Source organism: Pseudobutyrivibrio ruminis DSM 9787, assembly GCF_900218035.1.
Taxonomy (GTDB): Bacteria; Bacillota; Clostridia; order Lachnospirales; family Lachnospiraceae; genus Pseudobutyrivibrio; species Pseudobutyrivibrio ruminis.
The window spans coordinates 54,475-71,470 of record NZ_OBMR01000004.1 but is presented as its reverse complement, the minus strand read 5'-3'; the positions used below and the strand labels follow the sequence as shown (position 1 = coordinate 71,470).

The following is a 16,996-nucleotide window of genomic DNA, read 5'->3' as shown; positions in this document are numbered from 1 at the left end:
TATGACAGAAAAAGAGTTTTTAGATAGATATACAAAACAATTAAATCCTGCACAATTAGAAGCAGTACAGACAGTAGAAGGGCCTGTGCTGCTTCTTGCTGTGCCAGGAAGTGGTAAGACCACAGTGCTGGTAAACAGACTAGGGTATATGATTTATTGCATGGATATTGCACCGGAAAACATATTGATCCTTACCTACACGGTGGCAGCCACAAAGGATATGTCTGAAAGATTTATAAGTATATTCGGGCCAGAGCTTGCTGATAGGCTGGAGTTTAGAACAATCAATGGGATATGTGCAAAGATAATTGCATATTATGGTCGAATGATTGGAAAAGACCCATTTGAATTGTGTACCGATGAAAAGTTTACAGGACAGCTTCTGACAAATATATATGTAAATGTAGTTGGAGAATACCCTACAGATAGTGATATCAAAGGAGTTAGGACGCTTATTACATATTGCAAAAATATGTACCTTTCCGATGATGAGATTAAGAAGCTAGGCAAGGATGAAGGGATTGATTTAATAAAGATTTACAAGACCTACAATAATGAGCTTAAGCAGCGCAACATGATGGATTATGATGACCAGATGATGTACGCATATAGAATGCTTAAGAACTCGCCAGTAGTACTTAATCATTTTCAAGAAATCTACAAATACATTTGTGTAGATGAAGCTCAGGATACCTCCAAAATTCAGCATATGATTATTGCACTTTTGGCAGGTGCTAAGGGCAATCTTTTCATGGTAGGCGATGAGGATCAAAGTATCTATGGATTCAGAGCAGCCTACCCTGATGCACTTCTTAACTTTGAAAATGAGCATCCAGGAGCAAAGGTGCTTGTGATGGATAAGAATTATCGTTCTAACGCAAGGATTGTAGAGGCGGCGGATATTTTCATCCAGCACAACAAAGACAGACATAAAAAGCACATCTGTGCAACTAAAGCGGCATCAACAGATATTGAGTTCGTAAAGCTTGGACGTGAGAAGCAGTATTCTTATTTACTGGGCTTAGCGAAAGAAATAAATCGAAAGACAGCTGTTTTATACAGAGATAATGAAAGTGTTTTGCCACTTGTAGATCTGTTGGAAAGAGAAGGTGTTCCATACAACATAAAAAATGCAGATATGGCCTTCTTCACAAACAGAGTGGTTATAGATATAGTAAACATGCTTCGCTTTGCATTTGTTCCTATGGATGAAGAAATATTTATGAAGATATATTTCAAATTCCAGACTTACCTTAGTAAGAAAGATGCAATTGAAATGTGTCAGCTTGCAGAGAGAAATCATTCAGGAATACTAGATGCAGCAGAGCTTCTAAATCTTAATGGACATGTGCTTGGAAATTGCAGATCCCTTAGAACTCATTTTAAGAACATGGCCAGTGAGAACCCATATAAGGCCATAAATCGAATCGAAAAGTTTATGGGCTACGGGGAATATCTAATTTCCAACAACATAGATAACAACAAAGTCTTTATATTAAAGATGATAGCAAAGCAGGAAAAGGATATTCCATCATTCCTGAATAGACTGAATGAGCTCAGAATGATTCTTCAGGAAAAACAATATACACCAGGTGCTAAATTCATTCTTTCAACTATTCATTCCAGCAAAGGTTTGGAATATGAGAATGTTATTCTAATAGATGCAATAAATGGAGTCTTTCCTAATAAGGTTATTAGGGCTAATTCAAGGGCAACAGCTCAAGACAAGAAAAACTTTGAAGAAGAGCGTAGGATCTTTTATGTAGGAATAACAAGAGCAAAAGAAAAGCTTACAATCTTCAAATACACTGATAAGCAATCAGTATTTATAAATGAGCTGAGGCCACAAAAAGAAGAAACAATAAAGGCAGAGGTAAAAGCGCCCGCCGTTTCTTATACGGCAGCCGCCTCATCATATTTAAGTAGAATGCGTAAGCAGAGTTAGAGATAGAAAGGTAATATATGAGTATTTTAAACGTTGAACACTTATCCCATGGTTTTGGAGATAGAGCCATTTTTGAAGATGTTTCATTTAGATTATTGAAGGGCGAGCATATCGGTCTTGTTGGTGCAAACGGTGAAGGTAAGTCTACATTCATGAACATCATCACAGGAAAGCTTCAGCCTGACGAAGGCAAGATTGAATGGCCAAAAAAGGTTCGTGTTGGATATTTGGACCAGCACACAGTACTTGAAAAGGGCATGACAATTGGCAGCGTGCTTCACTCAGCATTTGACTTCCTTTACGAGATGGAACAGGAGATGAATGATATCTACGCTAGTCTTGGTGAGGTCACAGACGATGACGAGATGAATAAGCGCATGGAAGAGGCAGGAACCATTGCTGATCTTCTTACTATGCATGACTTTTACATGATCGATTCAAAGGTTGAAGAGGTTGCAAGAGCCCTTGGAGTTTTGGAGCTAGGTCTTGATAAAGATGTTACAGAACTTTCAGGTGGACAGCGTACAAAGGTGCTTATGGCAAAGCTTCTTTTGGAGAAGCCAGACATCCTTCTTTTGGACGAGCCTACAAACTATTTAGATGTGGAGCATATTGAGTGGTTAAAGAGATATTTGAACGACTATGAGAATGCATTTATTCTTATCTCCCATGATGTGCCATTCCTTAACTCTGTAATCAATCTTATTTATCATATGGATAACAAGCAGCTTAACCGTTATGTTGGTGATTACGATAAATTCCAGGAAGTTTATGCTATGAAGCAAAGTCAGCTTCAGGCTGCTTACAACCGTCAGCAAAAGGAAATAGCAGAGCTTAAGGATTTCGTTGCAAGAAATAAAGCAAATGTTGCCACAAGAAATATGGCTATGTCACGTCAGAAGAAGCTTGATAAGATGGATGTCATTGAGCTTGCAGCAGAAAAGCCAAAGCCAGAGTTTTATTTTAAAGAGGCAAGAACACCAAGCCGTGTAATCTTCTCTACAAAGGATTTGATTATTGGCTACGATAAAAATGAACCACTTTCAAAGCCTCTTAATCTGGAAATGCAGCGCAAGCAAAAGATTGTACTTACCGGTGCAAATGGTATAGGAAAAACCACTCTGTTAAAAAGTATTCTTGGTCTTATTCCACCTCTTTCTGGAACAGTTTATCAGGGAGAGTTTTTGGAGATTGGATATTTTGAGCAGGAGATGGATCAGCACATTTCCACAACATGTATAGAGGAAATCTGGAATGAGTTCCCATCTTACAATCAAAATGAAGTTCGTTCGGCACTTGCAAAATGTGGTCTTACAACAAAGCACATTGAAAGTTTGTGTAGAGTCCTTTCAGGAGGAGAGCAGGCAAAGGTTCGTCTTTGCAAGCTTTTAAATCGTGAGACAAATCTTCTTCTTTTGGACGAGCCTACAAACCATTTGGATGTAGATGCAAAGGATGAATTAAAGCGTGCCCTTAGGGAATACAACGGAAGTATCCTTATGGTTTGCCATGAGCCGGAGTTTTATGAGGGCCTTGCCACTGACGTTTGGGATTGCAGTCAGTGGACTACAAAAACTATATAATTACAATTTAATAAATAGATGAGCCGTTTAAAGTGCTAAAGCGAATTGTCTGAATATTTAATTCTTGATTTAATTCTTTAAAGAGATGCTGTATAATACTGATATTCGCTTTAAACCGATAAAGAAAAAAGGGAGGACATTTAATTAATGGATTCAAAAAAAATCAAGTGGTCTACACTTGCGTTTATGGCGTTTTCCACTGTATGGGGATTCGGAAACGTTTTAAACGGATTTATCTACTTTAACGGCATCCAGAGCATCTTTAGCTGGATTCTTATGTTTGCACTCTACTTCGTGCCATACGCACTTATGGTAGGTGAGCTTGGTTCAGCATTCAAGACATCAGGCGGAGGTGTCAGCTCATGGATCTTCGGAACAACTGGTGCAAAGGCAGCTTACTATGCAGGTTGGACATACTGGGCATGCCACATCACTTACATCGCTTCTAAGTCATCAGGTGGCTTAAAGGCTCTTAGCTGGGCAATCTTCAGAAATGGTGAAACTTACGATAGCTTCCCAACTCTTGCAGTTCAGCTTGTTACATTCGCTATTTTGATTTTATTCTGCTACGTAGCATCTCGTGGTCTTAACCCACTTAAGAAGCTTGCTACAATCGCAGGTACATCAATGTTTGTTATGTCTATTCTTTACATCATCATGATGTTTGCAGCACCTGCAATCAATCCTCATGCTGATTATGTATCAATGGAATTTACAAGACAGACACTTATTCCACAGTTTAATGTTAAGTACTTCACATCACTTTCAATCCTTGTATTTGCAGTAGGTGGATGTGAGAAGATTTCCCCATATGTTAACAAGGTAGAGAACCCTTCAAAGGGATTCCCTAAGGCAATGATTACACTTGCTGTCATGGTTATGGTATGTGCTATTCTTGGTACTATCGCTATGGGAATGATGTTTGATCCAGCTGAAATCAATGCAAACTTTGATGCATACAATTCAAATGGTTCTTACTGGGCATTCCAGAAGCTTGGTCAGTACTATCATGTTGGAAATTCAATCATGATTATATATGCACTTTGCAATGCTATCGGTCAGCTTTCAACACTTGTTATTTCAATTGATGCTCCACTTCGTATGCTTCTTGACAATGAGGATGCTAGAGAGTTCATCCCATCTAAGCTTCTCAAGAAGAACGATGCAGGTGCTTATGTAAATGGTATCAAGATGGTTGCAGTTCTTTCAGGTGCTATCATCCTTATCCAGTCATTCGTTCCTGGTGCAGCAGTAGTTCTTAAGCAGCTTACAAAGCTTAACTCAGTATGTATGCCACTTCGTTACCTTTGGGTATTCTTCGCATACATCATGCTCCGTAAGGCTGGTGAGAAATTCAATCCTGAGTACAAGTTTGTTAAGAATCAGGGTATTGCAATCTTCGCTGGATGCTGGTGCTTCTTCGTAACAGCAGCTAGCTGCTTACTTGGTATGTATGTTGAGGGAGATTTATTCAACACATTCCTTAACATCCTTACACCAATCGTGCTTGCAGCACTTGGCGTAATCTTACCAATGATTGCTAAAAAGGAAAAAGCGAACAATTAATTAGTTAATGAAAATGTAGGGCTACTGAGAATGTTTCTCAGTAGCCCTTTATTAATAAATTTTTAATAAAAAAACAGAGCAAAACGTGGTAATATAATAAAGCTCGATTAATTTTGTGCAATCGAATTAGTTGTGCCTAACTGCTACTGGCATAGTAGTTAGGGAGAGTTTTATAGAGTTAGGAGTAGAAATATGCTAGAAATCAAAAACCTGTGTTACAAGGTTGAAGATGAGGGTGACACTACCAAAGAAATCATTGATAATCTTAACCTCACAGTAGAGGATGGAAAGTTTATCGTTATCACAGGACCAAACGGTGGTGGTAAGTCAACACTTGCAAAGCTTATTATGGGTGTAAACCAACTTACATCAGGACAGATTATTCTTGATGGTGAGGACATTTCACAGAAGAATATTACTGAAAGAGCAAAGCGTGGAATTAGTTTTGCATTCCAGGCACCTGTTCATTTCAAAGGAATTAGAGTAATTGATTTATTACGTCTTGCAGCAGGAGAAAACATTTCAGTTGCTGCAGCTTGTGAATATCTTTCACGAGTAGGCCTTTGCGCAAAGGACTATGTTGAGCGCGAGGTTAATGGCTCACTTTCAGGTGGAGAGCTTAAGCGTATCGAAATCGCCACAGTTCTTGCACGTGGTACAAAGCTTTCAATTTTCGATGAGCCAGAGGCTGGTATCGATTTATGGAGTTTCCAGAACCTTATCAAGGTTTTCGAGAACATGCGTAAGACAATCAACGGAACAATCATTGTTATTTCTCATCAGGAGCGTATCTTAAATATCGCCGATGAAATCGTTGTTATCGAAAATGGTAAGGTTAAGAAGCAGGGACCAAAGGATGAAATCCTTCCTGAACTTTTAGGTACATCTGCAGCAGCGAATATTGCTTGCGAAAAGTTAGGAGGTGACCAGTAATGGCTTTAGATGCAATTCAAAAGAACATTTTACATGAGGTCGCTGATTTAGATGGTATTCCACAGGGCGCATACAATATCCGTGCAAACGGTACAAGCGCAGGTAGAAATACAACAGCAAATATCGACATCGTTACAAAAGAAGATAAGCCAGGTATTGATATTATTATCAAGCCAGGTACAAAGGGCGAAAGCGTTCACATCCCTGTAGTTCTTACAGAGAGTGGACTTAAGGATATGGTATACAACGATTTTTATGTTGGAGAAGGAGCAGATGTTACTATCGTAGCAGGATGCGGTATTTCCAACTGCGGAGACCAGGACTCACAGCACGATGGTATTCACACATTCCACGTTGGCAAGAATGCTAAGGTTAAATACGTAGAAAAGCATTATGGCGAGGGCGATGGCAAAGGTGCCAGAATCCTCAATCCTGTAACTAATGTATATCAGGAAGAAGGCAGCTATGTAGAGATGGAGATGGTTCAGATTAAGGGTGTTGATTCTACAGTCCGTACAAATGTTGCTGAGCTTGCAGAAGGAGCGACACTTCTTATCCATGAAGCTCTTATGACACATGGCACACAGAAAGCTACATCAGATTACAAGGTTGCTCTTAACGGAGAGGGTTCAAGCGCAGACGTTGTTTCTCGTTCTGTTGCAAAGGATGATTCTGAGCAGATTTTTGAAGTAGCAATCGAAGGTAACACTGCTTGTAATGGACACGCAGCTTGCGATGCTATCATCATGGGGAATGCACATGTAGTTGCTATTCCACGTCTTGATGCAAAGAATGTGGATGCTGCACTTATCCATGAGGCAGCCATCGGAAAGATTGCTGGCGACCAGCTTATTAAGCTTATGTCACTAGGACTTACAGAAGAAGAGGCAGAAGAACAAATTGTGGCAGGATTCCTTAGATAAAAGCGGAAAGTAGATACTTCCAGCTACATATTTTGGCATCATGTGTATCAATGAATTCTCTGTGATTTTACTTTATAAAGATTGTGTTTTTTGGTTTTGAAAATCATAATCATGATATTATGAAAAAGCACGGAGGGAATGAGTATGGCGATTTCACCAATTATGGGAATAGGTTCATATGGAAATGTAGCATCAGTTCAGCCAATGAATTATGCAGTTGATAATGATGCAGATTTTTCCGATGTTTACAATACTGAGTCTACCAAGCAAAGTGGAGTGGTGAATGGGGCATCTCCTGTTCAGTACCCTAATGCCCAGGTACAGGATGTAGACGACCAGGCGATTCAGATTGATCCACTGGAGAGACAAAAGAAAACCCTTCAGGTTTCAAATGAATTTAATAACATAGCAATGCAGTTCTCATCAAACAATACTAGCTACAGTATGAAAGGTGTAGGCGCTAGCTATGGAATGGCGGGAAGCCGATTTGATGCATACGCATAAATTTAATATTAAGTAGATGATAAAAGAAGCCGAGAAATTCGGCTTCTTTTGTGTTATCATAGATTTTAGTTGATATGATAATAGCAGGGAGGTAACGGATATGAGCAAAGTTCTTATATTTATGGCGGAAGGTCACGAGGAAATAGAAGCACTTACAGTTGTTGATATTCTGAGACGTGCTGATATTGAAATAGACATGGTTTCTATCACAGGCAACAAAAAGGTTCCTGGAGCTCATGGAATCACAACATACTGTGATAAGCTGATAGAAAATACTGACTTTGAAAAAGCAGATATGATAGTGCTTCCAGGCGGAATGCCAGGTACATTAAATCTTGGGCTTTGTGAGCCTCTCATGGATCAGATACATGGATTTAACACTTCAAAGAAGGGGCTTGCAGCTATTTGCGCAGCGCCAACAGTTTTTGGAAAGGCAGGACTTCTTGAAGGAAAGAAAGCCACATGCTATCCAGGAATGGAAGGAGATTTGCTGGGAGCAAATGTTTCAACTGACAGTGTTTGCCACGATGGTCACATCATTACCAGCCGTGGTATGGGAACAGCAATTCCATTCGCACTTGAGATTGTAAAGACATTCAAGGGTGAGGATGTTGCAAATAAGCTAGCACAGGCTATTGTGTATAATAATTAAAACGAGGTTTAAAATGGAAAAGATTAAAAGTTTTACAATTAACCATAATGTACTCACTCCTGGATTCTACATTTCTCGTGTAGATGATGGAGATATAATCACATACGATTTACGTACTCGTAAGCCAAACGCAGGTGATTATATGGATAATGCGACTATGCATTCAGTGGAGCATATGATTGCAACATATATGCGTAACTCAGAAATCGCGGACCATGTAATTTACTTTGGACCAATGGGATGCCAGACCGGATTCTATCTTGTAATTAAGGGAGTAGATTCTAAAAAGACATTCGAAGTAGTTAAAAAAGTTTTCAAGCAGACAGTAGACCACGAGGGAGACGTATTCGGAAAGAGTGCAATTGAGTGTGGCCACTATGAGAACCTGGATATTCAGCTCGCTAAAACAGAGTGCCAGCGATATCTAGACGTACTTAATGCGTGGTCAAATATGGAATTCACTTATCCAGATTAAGATTAGGAAGTAATACACAAGCTCTTAGATTTCTCAAGCGAGACATGTAGTCGAGTGGAGAAATACTAAGGCTTGTGTATGTAACTTCCGAGAAATAAACTAGGAGGATTATATGAAATTAGGAATTATCGGTGCTATGCAGATTGAGATAGAGAATCTCAAGCCAAGCATTAAGAATCATAAGACATCAACAATCAGTGGTGTAAACTTTATTGAAGGTGAAGTTAACGGCGTGCCTGTAGTTGCAGCAGTTAGCGGAATCGGTAAGGTATTCGCTGCTATTTGTACAGAAATTATGGTGCTTCATTTTGGAGTAGACCATGTAATCAATATCGGAGTAGCAGGTTCACTTGTACCTACACTTAAGGTGCTTGATGTGGCAGTTGCAGAGTCAGCTGTTCAGCATGATATGAACACAACAGCAGTAGGTGATCCATTAGGACTTATCTCTGGTATCAATGTAATCAACTTTGAAGCAGATGCCGATCTTAGAAAGAATGTTACAGATGTACTTTCTGCAAGAGGCATCAATTACGAGGTTGGTGTTATCGCATCAGGCGATTTATTTGTAGATACAAACAAGCAGCGTGAGACAATCAGAAACAGATTCGATGCAATCGCAGCAGATATGGAAGGCGCAAGCATTGCTCAAACATGCTACGTAAACAAAGTGCCATTTACACTTATCCGTTCTATTTCAGATGCAGATGGAAGTGCAATGGATTACAACACATTCGCAGGTAAGGCTGCAGAGCAGTCAATTGCAATCGTTTTGGATGTAATTGAGAAACTTAAATAATATTGGCTATAATTTATACCTATTACGGGAAGGAGATTTTTTCTGTAATAGGTATTGCTATTTATGTGGAATACACATATAATCTAGGCAACTATTAACAAGAAATGCAGAGTAGACTGTAAAGCGTTAAGTGCCGTTTGCACAGGGAGTTGGCAGATGGACGAAGGATTATCCGCGGTTTTATGGTCGCATCCCGCTGCTACATACGAGGTTTATTACACCTTCATTGTAGACAAAAGGAGACTGCAAAGGAGGTGTATTTTTTATGAAGAAACTAACTAACACAAAAACACTTACAGCTGCAGCCATGTTATCAGCACTTGGAATTGTACTGGGATTTTTCAAAATACCAATCAATCAGCTGATAGAAATCAGATTTGGCGCTTTGCCAATTGAGATGGCAGGTCAGCTTTTTGGACCTGCTGTAGCAGGAGTTGTAGGAGGAATCACAGATATCGGTGGCTACCTAGTTAAGCCAACAGGTCCATTCTTCCCAGGATTCACATTTAGTAGTATTGTTGGTGGTATTATCTTTGGACTAATGCTACACAACAAAAAGATTACATTTGCAAGAGTGTTGGCAACTCAGGTTGTTTACACTATAGTAGTTGGAATTATATTAAACAGCTACTGGCTGGACGTTTTATATTTCCAGAACGGTTATTTTGCAACAATCATGGCACGACTTCCAAAGGAACTTATCATGATTCCTATCATGTCAGTGATTTATTATTCAATCGTCAAAGCATTTGGCAGAACAAGAATAGGAGAGTTCGCAAGATAATGATAGAATATAGTTATTCTCAGGCCGTAGATTTTTTCAAAAACATGCCCCATTTTATTCCACCAAAGGGTGGAGGAGCCAAGAAGGATTATTTCTCTTTAGATGCAGAATTAATGCTTTTGGAAAAATTAGACAAGCCTCAGAATAAACTGAAATATGTCCATATAGCTGGAACAAATGGTAAAGGTTCCACAACATCATATTTAGCAAGTATTTTAAATGAGGCATCCGTTGTTACGGGTGCCTTTACTTCACCATTTTTATATAGATACAACGAAATGTTTAAGGTAAATGGCATCGATATTTCTGATGAAGAATTTGCTAAGGTGTTCTCAGAGGTAAAGCCAGCTTACGATGAACTTGCAGCAGATGGAGTCTTTGTTAGCGAATACGAATTTCTGACTGTTATGGCATTTATGTATTTCCTGAAAAAGGGTTGTGAGATTGTGCTCTTAGAAGTAAGTATGGGTGGCAGAATGGATACAACAAATGTAATACCGGCTCCACTTGTTTCTATCATCACCCCTATCAGCTACGACCATATGACTATACTTGGAAATACGCTAACGGAAATAGCTACTGAAAAAGCTGGAATCATAAAGCCTGGTACAGCAGTTGTAAGTGCTACCCAGGAGCCAGAGGTTCAGAAGGTGCTAAGAGATACCTGCCAATCAGTAAATTCACCGTTGGACTTTGTAGAACAAGCGCAGATTATTTCAAGAGATATCCATGGCCAGAGCTTTGGTGTATCAGAGGGGCTCCAATATGAAACTACAATGCTTGGGACATATCAGATAGATAATGCTGCGGTGGCTATGGCAGCAGCAAGAAAGCTTATGGAGAAGGGATACCATATTACTGAGGAGTCCATAAGAAAAGGTATCGCAAATACGAAGTGGTTTGGCCGTTTTACATTGCTATCAGACAACCCGCCTGTGGTGATTGATGGCGGGCATAATCGCCAGGGAGCAAAGGTTTTGCGAGAATCCTTGGAAACTTATTTTCCAGGTAAAAAGGTTACTTTTGTACTAGGAATCCTTGCTGACAAAGAAGTGGATGTGATAATAGATACACTGGTTCCAATCATGAAGAAGTGCTACACAGTGGCTGTGCCAAATCCAAGGACAATGAAGCCACAGGCGTTGGCGGGGATGTTAAAAGAAAGAGGAATTGAAGCTGAGCCTCTAGATTCAAAATCTACCATTGAAGATATAAAAAAGCAGTCTGATGTTGTATGCTTAGCAGGCTCTTTATATCTAATATCCCTATATGACAAAGCCTAAGGTTAGGTTGACACCACTAACCGGAAAACTTAAAATTATAACAGTTAAGGACATATGGAGGAGAAATAATTATGTACAATGATGAATATAAGCGTTGGCTTGCAGCTGATCTTGATGATCCAGATTTAAAGCCAGAATTATTAAAGATTGAGGGGAATGACGAAGAAATCAAAGACAGATTTGCAGTAGCACTCGCCTTTGGTACAGCAGGACTTCGTGGTGTACTTGGAGCAGGTACAAACCGCATGAACGTATACGTAGTTCGTCAGGCTACACAGGGACTTGCAAACTGGGTTAAGACTCAGGGCGGCAACCAGACAGTAGCAATTAGTTATGACTCTCGTATCAAGAGTGATGTTTTTGCAAAGACTGCAGCAGGTGTTCTTGCAGCTAATGGTATTAATGTTCGTATTTACGATGCACTTATGCCAGTTCCTGCACTTTCATTTGCTACACGTTACTATAAATGCAATGCAGGTATTATGGTTACAGCATCTCATAACCCTGCTAAATACAATGGATACAAGGCATACGGTCCAGATGGATGCCAGATGACAGACGATGCAGCAGCTATCGTTTATGCAGAGATTCAAAAGACAGATATTCTTAATGGCGTTAAATACATGTCATTTGCAGAGGGCGTTGAGAAGGGACTTATTAAATTCGTAGGTGATGACTGCAAGGATGCTTTTTATGCAGCAATCGAAGACAGACAGGTTCGTCCAGGTCTTTGCAAGACAGCTGGCCTCAAGCTTGTTTACAGCCCACTTAATGGCTCTGGCTTAGTTCCAGTTACACGCGTACTTAACGATATCGGTATCACAGATATCACAATCGTTCCAGAGCAGGAATATCCAAATGGATACTTCACAACATGCAGCTATCCAAACCCAGAAATCTTTGAAGCACTTGAGCTTGGTCTTGAGCTTGCAAAGAAAGAGGGAGCAGATTTAATGCTTGCTACTGATCCAGATGCAGACCGTGTTGGTATTGCTATGAAGTGCCCAGATGGAAGCTATGAGCTTGTTTCTGGTAATGAAGTTGGTGTACTTCTTCTTGACTACATTGCAGCAGGACGTATCGAAAAGGGCACAATGCCAAAGAATCCTGTAGCAGTTAAGTCTATTGTTTCAACACCACTTGCTGATGCAGTTGCAGAGCACTATGGTGTAGAGCTTCGCTCAGTTCTTACAGGTTTCAAGTGGATTGGTGATCAGATTGCCGGTCTTGAGGCTGATGGAGAAGTAGATAGATTTATCTTTGGATTCGAGGAGTCATATGGATACCTTGCAGGTCCTTATGTTCGTGATAAGGATGCAGTTATCGGTTCAATGCTTATCTGCGAAATGGCTGCTTACTATCGCAGCATCGGCAGCTCTATCAAGCAGCGTCTTGAGGAGATTTATGCTGAGTATGGCCGTTATCTCAACAAGGTAGATTCATTTGAGTTCCCAGGCCTTTCAGGTATGGACACAATGGCTGGTATCATGACATCACTTCGTGAGAATCCACCAAAGGATATTGCAGGTATCGCTGTTACAAAGGTTACAGATTACAAGAACACAGCAGAGACAGGACTTCCTTCTTCAAATGTTCTTATCTACGGCCTTGAGAATGGATGCACAGTTGTTGTACGTCCTTCAGGTACAGAGCCAAAGATCAAGACTTACTTCACCACAAAAGGAAAAGACCTCGCTGAAGCACAGGCAATGAAGGACAAGCTTGCTGAAGCTTTAAAACCTTTATTTAAATAACGCCTATGATTTATTCAGCAAATATAAACGGGTATGATGTGGAGGCGTATTATAGTGAAGAGAATATAGACAAAATATTTGTGCCACTATTAAAACGTCTCACGGCTATGCAGCAGGAGAAGGGGCGGAGGATACTTGTGATGCTTGCAGCGCCTCCTGGTGCCGGCAAGAGTACGCTTCTTGATTTTCTGGAGTATTTGTCTAAGAATACAGATGGGGTGAAGGAAATCCAGACAATTGGAATGGATGGATTTCATCATTATCAGGACTACTTACTTAGTCATGAAACTGTCAGAGATGGAAAGACAATCAAAATGGTGGAGATAAAGGGCGCGCCAATTACCTTCGATTTGGATGCTCTTTCAAGGCGCGTACAGCTAGTAGCCAGTGGCGAAAAATGCGGCTGGCCAACCTACGACAGAAATCTCCACAATCCCGTGGAAGACACAATCCAGATTGACTCAGATATAGTGCTTCTGGAAGGCAATTATCTGCTTTTGGATGAAGATGGTTGGAAGGACATTTCAAGTATGGCAGACTACACTATTTTCATTTCCGCAGATGAGGATATGCTTCGAAGTAGATTGGTGGAGCGCAAAGCAAAGAACACTCCATTGGAAGCAGCAAAGAAGTTTGTAGAATACTCAGATATGCGCAATGCCCTAGAGGTTTTACACCATTCCAAGAAAGCAGACTTAAATCTGGAAATCCTGGAAAACAATGAGTATAAAGTAATTTAATAATTGAGTTTTTAGCTCATCCCTTATAAAAGGGGATGAGTTTTTTTTTGTTTGGAATAAATGTAAAACAGAAATTATTTATCGCAAATCGATAAAAAGTTGTTGCAAAACAAAAACAAGAGTGATATAACAAAATTAAGTTAAGAAATGAAATGCATTGGAGGCATACAATGAACAATAAATTAAATGTATTTGTAAAAAGGATTTTGGACATATGCTTTTTCATAGGAGCAGTGATGGAAGTGGCCGTTCCATTTGGTCTGAAATATGCAGTAAATCTTACAATTAAGATTCTTGGCGAGACAACAGAGTATGCAAAGATTTTAGAGCATTATCCATATGCAGTTGTTTCCATTATGGTAGCTGGCGGCTCAGCACTTTTGATTCTGTTTGAGCTTAGAAAGATGATGAAAACTGTTATAGAGGATGATTGCTTTGTAATGCAAAATGTTACTAGTCTTTACAAGATGGGAACATACGCATTTGTAATCACAGGAGTGAAGCTACTTCGTTGCTTCGTATATTTCACACCTTCGGCTGTTGTAGTGGCAGGAGTATTCTTCTTTGCAGGATTATTCAGCAAGGTTTTAGCTCGAGTGTTTGAAAGAGCTGTTAGTTACAAGCAGGAAAATGATTTAACTATATAGAAAGCTCAGGTGAAAATATGATTGTAATAAATTTAGATGTCATGATGGCAAAAAGAAAAATTGGATTGACTGAGCTGGCAGGAATAGTTGGAATCACAAATGCCAATCTTTCAATTCTAAAAAACAATAAGGCAAAGGCAGTTAGGCTGGAAACCTTGGATGCCATATGCAAAGCATTGGATTGCCAGCCGGGGGACATATTGGAATACGTTGTGGATGAGGAGGAATAGTTATGGATAACACCGCTAGAGAAAATAATTATAATGAACCAAGTATGTCAAATATTGTTTTAGAAGCCCCAGTGCAGGCACAGGTTAAAGGCGATGCAAAGAGCTTCAGAAAATATGGATTATTATCTCTTGTATTTGCTATCGTATATACGTTTTGCTTGTACAAGAATAAATCTGGAATCACTTATCCAATATTTATGGTCATAACATTTGGCTTAATATATGCAGTCAGAAAGTCAGATGATTTACCATTCCTGAAAGACAAAAATGGAAAAGTAGGATTAAATTTATTTTATGTGATTTCGCTGTTTTTACTGTCAGTCACAAAGTGCATGTTTACAAGCTATAGCATCCAGTGGCTTAGCGGATTGGCTATATTCCTACTATTCTTTTCATTTATCATGCAGCTTTACATTGATACTACTGGCTGGGATATAGTTGGATGGCTTGGCGGAATCGCACTTACAATGGTGAGACCGTTTGCTAATATTGCATGGCCATTTCAGGACTTTGCACTTTTTGTAAAGGAAAGAGGCAGTGAGACAAGTAAAGAAAAAAAGAATGCTATTATGGCAGTTCTTATTGGACTTATTGTTGCAGTTCCGCTTCTTGCAGTGGTTGTTAGCTTGCTTGTGTCAGCAGATGCAGTGTTCAGCCGCATTTTAGAAAAAGTATTTGAGGGCATACACCTACCAGATAACTTTGGAGACATTGTTGGAATAGTATTAACTTTGTGCATCTCATTTATTTGCGCATATATAATTCCAAATTCCTTATACAAGAAGAAAATTGGAATCGGTCCAGCAAAGCAGGGAAACACAAATCCGCTTATAGCTATTACATTCACTGTTTTACTTGGTTTAGTATATCTTCTTTTCTGCTTGATACAGGTATTATTCCTATTTACAGGAAGCATGACATTACCAGCTGGTTACACATACGCATCATATGCTCACGAAGGTTTTTACCAGTTGCTTGCAGTATGCTTGATTAACGTGGCGCTTGTATCAATTTGTTCAAGAATCTTTGCAAAGAATAAATTATTAACATGCATTCTGTCTATCATCGGCATTTGCACATACATAATGATTGCATCTTCTGCAATGAGAATGATTTTATACATCGGAGCGTATACGCTTACATTCCTTAGATTGTTTGTACTTTGGTTCCTTTGTGTACTTAGCCTTTGGCTTGCATATTTGATTATTGGCTTGTATAAATCAGATTTTCCAGTATTCAAAGCTGCCATGGTAACAATCACTGTTGCTTACTTAGCATTTGCATTTGCTAATCCTGATTATCAGATAGCGAAGTATGATTTGGCACATGTGGATGGAAATGATACTTCATACGAATCAATTACATCATATGTAACAGAATGCTTGTCTTTGGATGCACTTCCAGCATTTCAGTCGGATGAGGAGTTACTTAATCTATATAAAGATCGTGTTTTTATGTATTATTGGGAAAGCAGATATGATGGCAGCATAAGAAAGTTCAACTATTCATATTGGAGAGCAGAGAAAGTATTTGAGGATGCGAAATGAAAGAAGACTCTTTTAAACGATTTGTGACAATATATTTTGAAGTGCTTGCAGTTCTATCTGTAGTATTATATATACTTTTGCACAGTGTGCCAAAAAAATTAGAACTGAGAGAATTTATATATATGGATTTATATGAATTAGTTCTGTTCATGTGGATATTAGGAATAGGTTTTTTATGTATCTATATTTTAAGGCATAAGGCAACTAAAAAATCAGAGGGATTTAATGCATTAGAAAACCTGTTTATTATAATGGGTGCTGTAATAGGAGGATTAATATTTGTAGTCTGGATGTATTTAGTTGCTTTAGGTACCGAGGTTAATCCAGAGAAAGGAATAGAAACTAGTCATAGTGATGGCATAATAACAGTTAAAAAATGGGATTTTCTCGATCCTGAGGATGTTAGATATGTTCAATATGAGAGTGAAAGAATAATTTACAGAAGAAGAATCGATTAAGTATTCAAGGCCAAATATATTGGCAGAATTTAGTGCAGTTTGTATATTAAAATAAAAAAGCTTATACCCGATATTCTATACGTAATAGTTCAATAGGGAAGCTAAGGAAGGCGCTTATTTCAATGGAATGAAATTGAAATAGGTGCCTTTTTATTTATCCCGACTGGAGGATT

The 16,996-nt window shown here is 39.1% G+C and carries 17 protein-coding genes and 1 riboswitch; all 17 genes read left to right on the top strand.

The genetic code is table 11. From position 1 onward, the window contains the following. Position 1 precedes the first annotated feature (1 nt). A complete protein-coding gene (locus tag CRN97_RS03870) occupies positions 2-1,945 on the top strand; it encodes an ATP-dependent helicase (protein ID WP_097075938.1) in 1,944 nt (647 codons plus the stop codon). A 17-nt stretch (positions 1,946-1,962) separates the two neighbouring features. Continuing rightward, positions 1,963-3,528 (top strand): ABC-F family ATP-binding cassette domain-containing protein, encoded by a 1,566-nt coding sequence (locus CRN97_RS03865; RefSeq protein ID WP_097075937.1) that lies wholly within the window; start codon positions 1,963-1,965, stop codon positions 3,526-3,528. Positions 3,529-3,675: 147 nt separating this feature from the next. Next, positions 3,676-5,094 carry an amino acid permease gene (locus CRN97_RS03860; RefSeq protein WP_074790923.1) on the top strand — a complete coding sequence of 473 codons (1,419 nt, stop codon included), beginning with the start codon at positions 3,676-3,678 and terminating at the stop codon, positions 5,092-5,094. A gap of 192 nt (positions 5,095-5,286) precedes the next feature. Beyond that, on the top strand, positions 5,287-6,027 hold the full coding sequence (locus CRN97_RS03855; protein ID WP_097075936.1) for an ABC transporter ATP-binding protein: 741 nt from the start codon (positions 5,287-5,289) through the stop codon (positions 6,025-6,027). Continuing rightward, positions 6,027-6,950: a SufB/SufD family protein gene (locus tag CRN97_RS03850; RefSeq protein ID WP_044936353.1), complete on the top strand. Its 924-nt coding sequence runs from the start codon at positions 6,027-6,029 to the stop codon at positions 6,948-6,950. The genes CRN97_RS03855 and CRN97_RS03850 overlap by 1 nt, the downstream gene beginning before the upstream one ends. A 144-nt stretch (positions 6,951-7,094) precedes the next feature. Beyond that, positions 7,095-7,454 carry a hypothetical protein gene (locus CRN97_RS03845; RefSeq protein WP_044936351.1) on the top strand — a complete coding sequence of 120 codons (360 nt, stop codon included), beginning with the start codon at positions 7,095-7,097 and terminating at the stop codon, positions 7,452-7,454. A gap of 100 nt (positions 7,455-7,554) precedes the next feature. Continuing rightward, positions 7,555-8,106: a DJ-1 family glyoxalase III gene (locus tag CRN97_RS03840; protein WP_044936349.1), complete on the top strand. Its 552-nt coding sequence runs from the start codon at positions 7,555-7,557 to the stop codon at positions 8,104-8,106. A gap of 13 nt (positions 8,107-8,119) precedes the next feature. Continuing rightward, the gene (locus CRN97_RS03835; RefSeq protein ID WP_097075935.1) at positions 8,120-8,581 is read left to right on the top strand and encodes an S-ribosylhomocysteine lyase; all 462 of its coding nucleotides are present in this window, start codon (positions 8,120-8,122) and stop codon (positions 8,579-8,581) included. Between the two features lie 112 nt (positions 8,582-8,693). Continuing rightward, on the top strand, positions 8,694-9,380 hold the full coding sequence (locus CRN97_RS03830; protein WP_097075934.1) for a 5'-methylthioadenosine/adenosylhomocysteine nucleosidase: 687 nt from the start codon (positions 8,694-8,696) through the stop codon (positions 9,378-9,380). 105 nt (positions 9,381-9,485) lie between these two features. Next, positions 9,486-9,581, top strand: a riboswitch (THF riboswitch). A 64-nt stretch (positions 9,582-9,645) separates the two neighbouring features. Beyond that, entirely contained in the window at positions 9,646-10,164 is a 519-nt protein-coding gene (locus CRN97_RS03825) for a folate family ECF transporter S component (RefSeq protein ID WP_033152900.1), read from the top strand. Continuing rightward, positions 10,164-11,447 (top strand): bifunctional folylpolyglutamate synthase/dihydrofolate synthase, encoded by a 1,284-nt coding sequence (locus CRN97_RS03820; protein WP_097075933.1) that lies wholly within the window; start codon positions 10,164-10,166, stop codon positions 11,445-11,447. The genes CRN97_RS03825 and CRN97_RS03820 overlap by 1 nt, the downstream gene beginning before the upstream one ends. 71 nt (positions 11,448-11,518) lie before the next feature. Then, the gene (locus CRN97_RS03815) at positions 11,519-13,201 is read left to right on the top strand and encodes a phospho-sugar mutase (RefSeq protein ID WP_090394786.1); all 1,683 of its coding nucleotides are present in this window, start codon (positions 11,519-11,521) and stop codon (positions 13,199-13,201) included. A 5-nt stretch (positions 13,202-13,206) separates the two neighbouring features. Then, entirely contained in the window at positions 13,207-13,941 is a 735-nt protein-coding gene (locus CRN97_RS03810) for a nucleoside/nucleotide kinase family protein (protein WP_097075932.1), read from the top strand. A gap of 170 nt (positions 13,942-14,111) precedes the next feature. Further along, a complete protein-coding gene (locus tag CRN97_RS03805) occupies positions 14,112-14,588 on the top strand; it encodes a DUF2975 domain-containing protein (protein ID WP_242942691.1) in 477 nt (158 codons plus the stop codon). A gap of 17 nt (positions 14,589-14,605) precedes the next feature. Next, positions 14,606-14,818: a helix-turn-helix domain-containing protein gene (locus CRN97_RS03800; RefSeq protein WP_033152907.1), complete on the top strand. Its 213-nt coding sequence runs from the start codon at positions 14,606-14,608 to the stop codon at positions 14,816-14,818. 2 nt (positions 14,819-14,820) lie between these two features. Continuing rightward, entirely contained in the window at positions 14,821-16,365 is a 1,545-nt protein-coding gene (locus CRN97_RS03795) for a DUF4153 domain-containing protein (RefSeq protein WP_097075931.1), read from the top strand. After that, positions 16,362-16,823, top strand: a complete 462-nt coding sequence (locus CRN97_RS03790) for a hypothetical protein (RefSeq protein ID WP_097075930.1) — start codon at positions 16,362-16,364, stop codon at positions 16,821-16,823. The genes CRN97_RS03795 and CRN97_RS03790 overlap by 4 nt, the downstream gene beginning before the upstream one ends. Positions 16,824-16,996: the final 173 nt, after the last annotated feature.

Coding starts and splice junctions, on each gene's coding strand:
- CRN97_RS03870 (WP_097075938.1), top strand. CDS start 2: ATGACAGAAAAAGAGTTTTTAGATAGATATACAAAACAATTAAATCCT.
- CRN97_RS03865 (WP_097075937.1), top strand. CDS start 1,963: ATGAGTATTTTAAACGTTGAACACTTATCCCATGGTTTTGGAGATAGA.
- CRN97_RS03860 (WP_074790923.1), top strand. CDS start 3,676: ATGGATTCAAAAAAAATCAAGTGGTCTACACTTGCGTTTATGGCGTTT.
- CRN97_RS03855 (WP_097075936.1), top strand. CDS start 5,287: ATGCTAGAAATCAAAAACCTGTGTTACAAGGTTGAAGATGAGGGTGAC.
- CRN97_RS03850 (WP_044936353.1), top strand. CDS start 6,027: ATGGCTTTAGATGCAATTCAAAAGAACATTTTACATGAGGTCGCTGAT.
- CRN97_RS03845 (WP_044936351.1), top strand. CDS start 7,095: ATGGCGATTTCACCAATTATGGGAATAGGTTCATATGGAAATGTAGCA.
- CRN97_RS03840 (WP_044936349.1), top strand. CDS start 7,555: ATGAGCAAAGTTCTTATATTTATGGCGGAAGGTCACGAGGAAATAGAA.
- CRN97_RS03835 (WP_097075935.1), top strand. CDS start 8,120: ATGGAAAAGATTAAAAGTTTTACAATTAACCATAATGTACTCACTCCT.
- CRN97_RS03830 (WP_097075934.1), top strand. CDS start 8,694: ATGAAATTAGGAATTATCGGTGCTATGCAGATTGAGATAGAGAATCTC.
- CRN97_RS03825 (WP_033152900.1), top strand. CDS start 9,646: ATGAAGAAACTAACTAACACAAAAACACTTACAGCTGCAGCCATGTTA.
- CRN97_RS03820 (WP_097075933.1), top strand. CDS start 10,164: ATGATAGAATATAGTTATTCTCAGGCCGTAGATTTTTTCAAAAACATG.
- CRN97_RS03815 (WP_090394786.1), top strand. CDS start 11,519: ATGTACAATGATGAATATAAGCGTTGGCTTGCAGCTGATCTTGATGAT.
- CRN97_RS03810 (WP_097075932.1), top strand. CDS start 13,207: ATGATTTATTCAGCAAATATAAACGGGTATGATGTGGAGGCGTATTAT.
- CRN97_RS03805 (WP_242942691.1), top strand. CDS start 14,112: ATGAACAATAAATTAAATGTATTTGTAAAAAGGATTTTGGACATATGC.
- CRN97_RS03800 (WP_033152907.1), top strand. CDS start 14,606: ATGATTGTAATAAATTTAGATGTCATGATGGCAAAAAGAAAAATTGGA.
- CRN97_RS03795 (WP_097075931.1), top strand. CDS start 14,821: ATGGATAACACCGCTAGAGAAAATAATTATAATGAACCAAGTATGTCA.
- CRN97_RS03790 (WP_097075930.1), top strand. CDS start 16,362: ATGAAAGAAGACTCTTTTAAACGATTTGTGACAATATATTTTGAAGTG.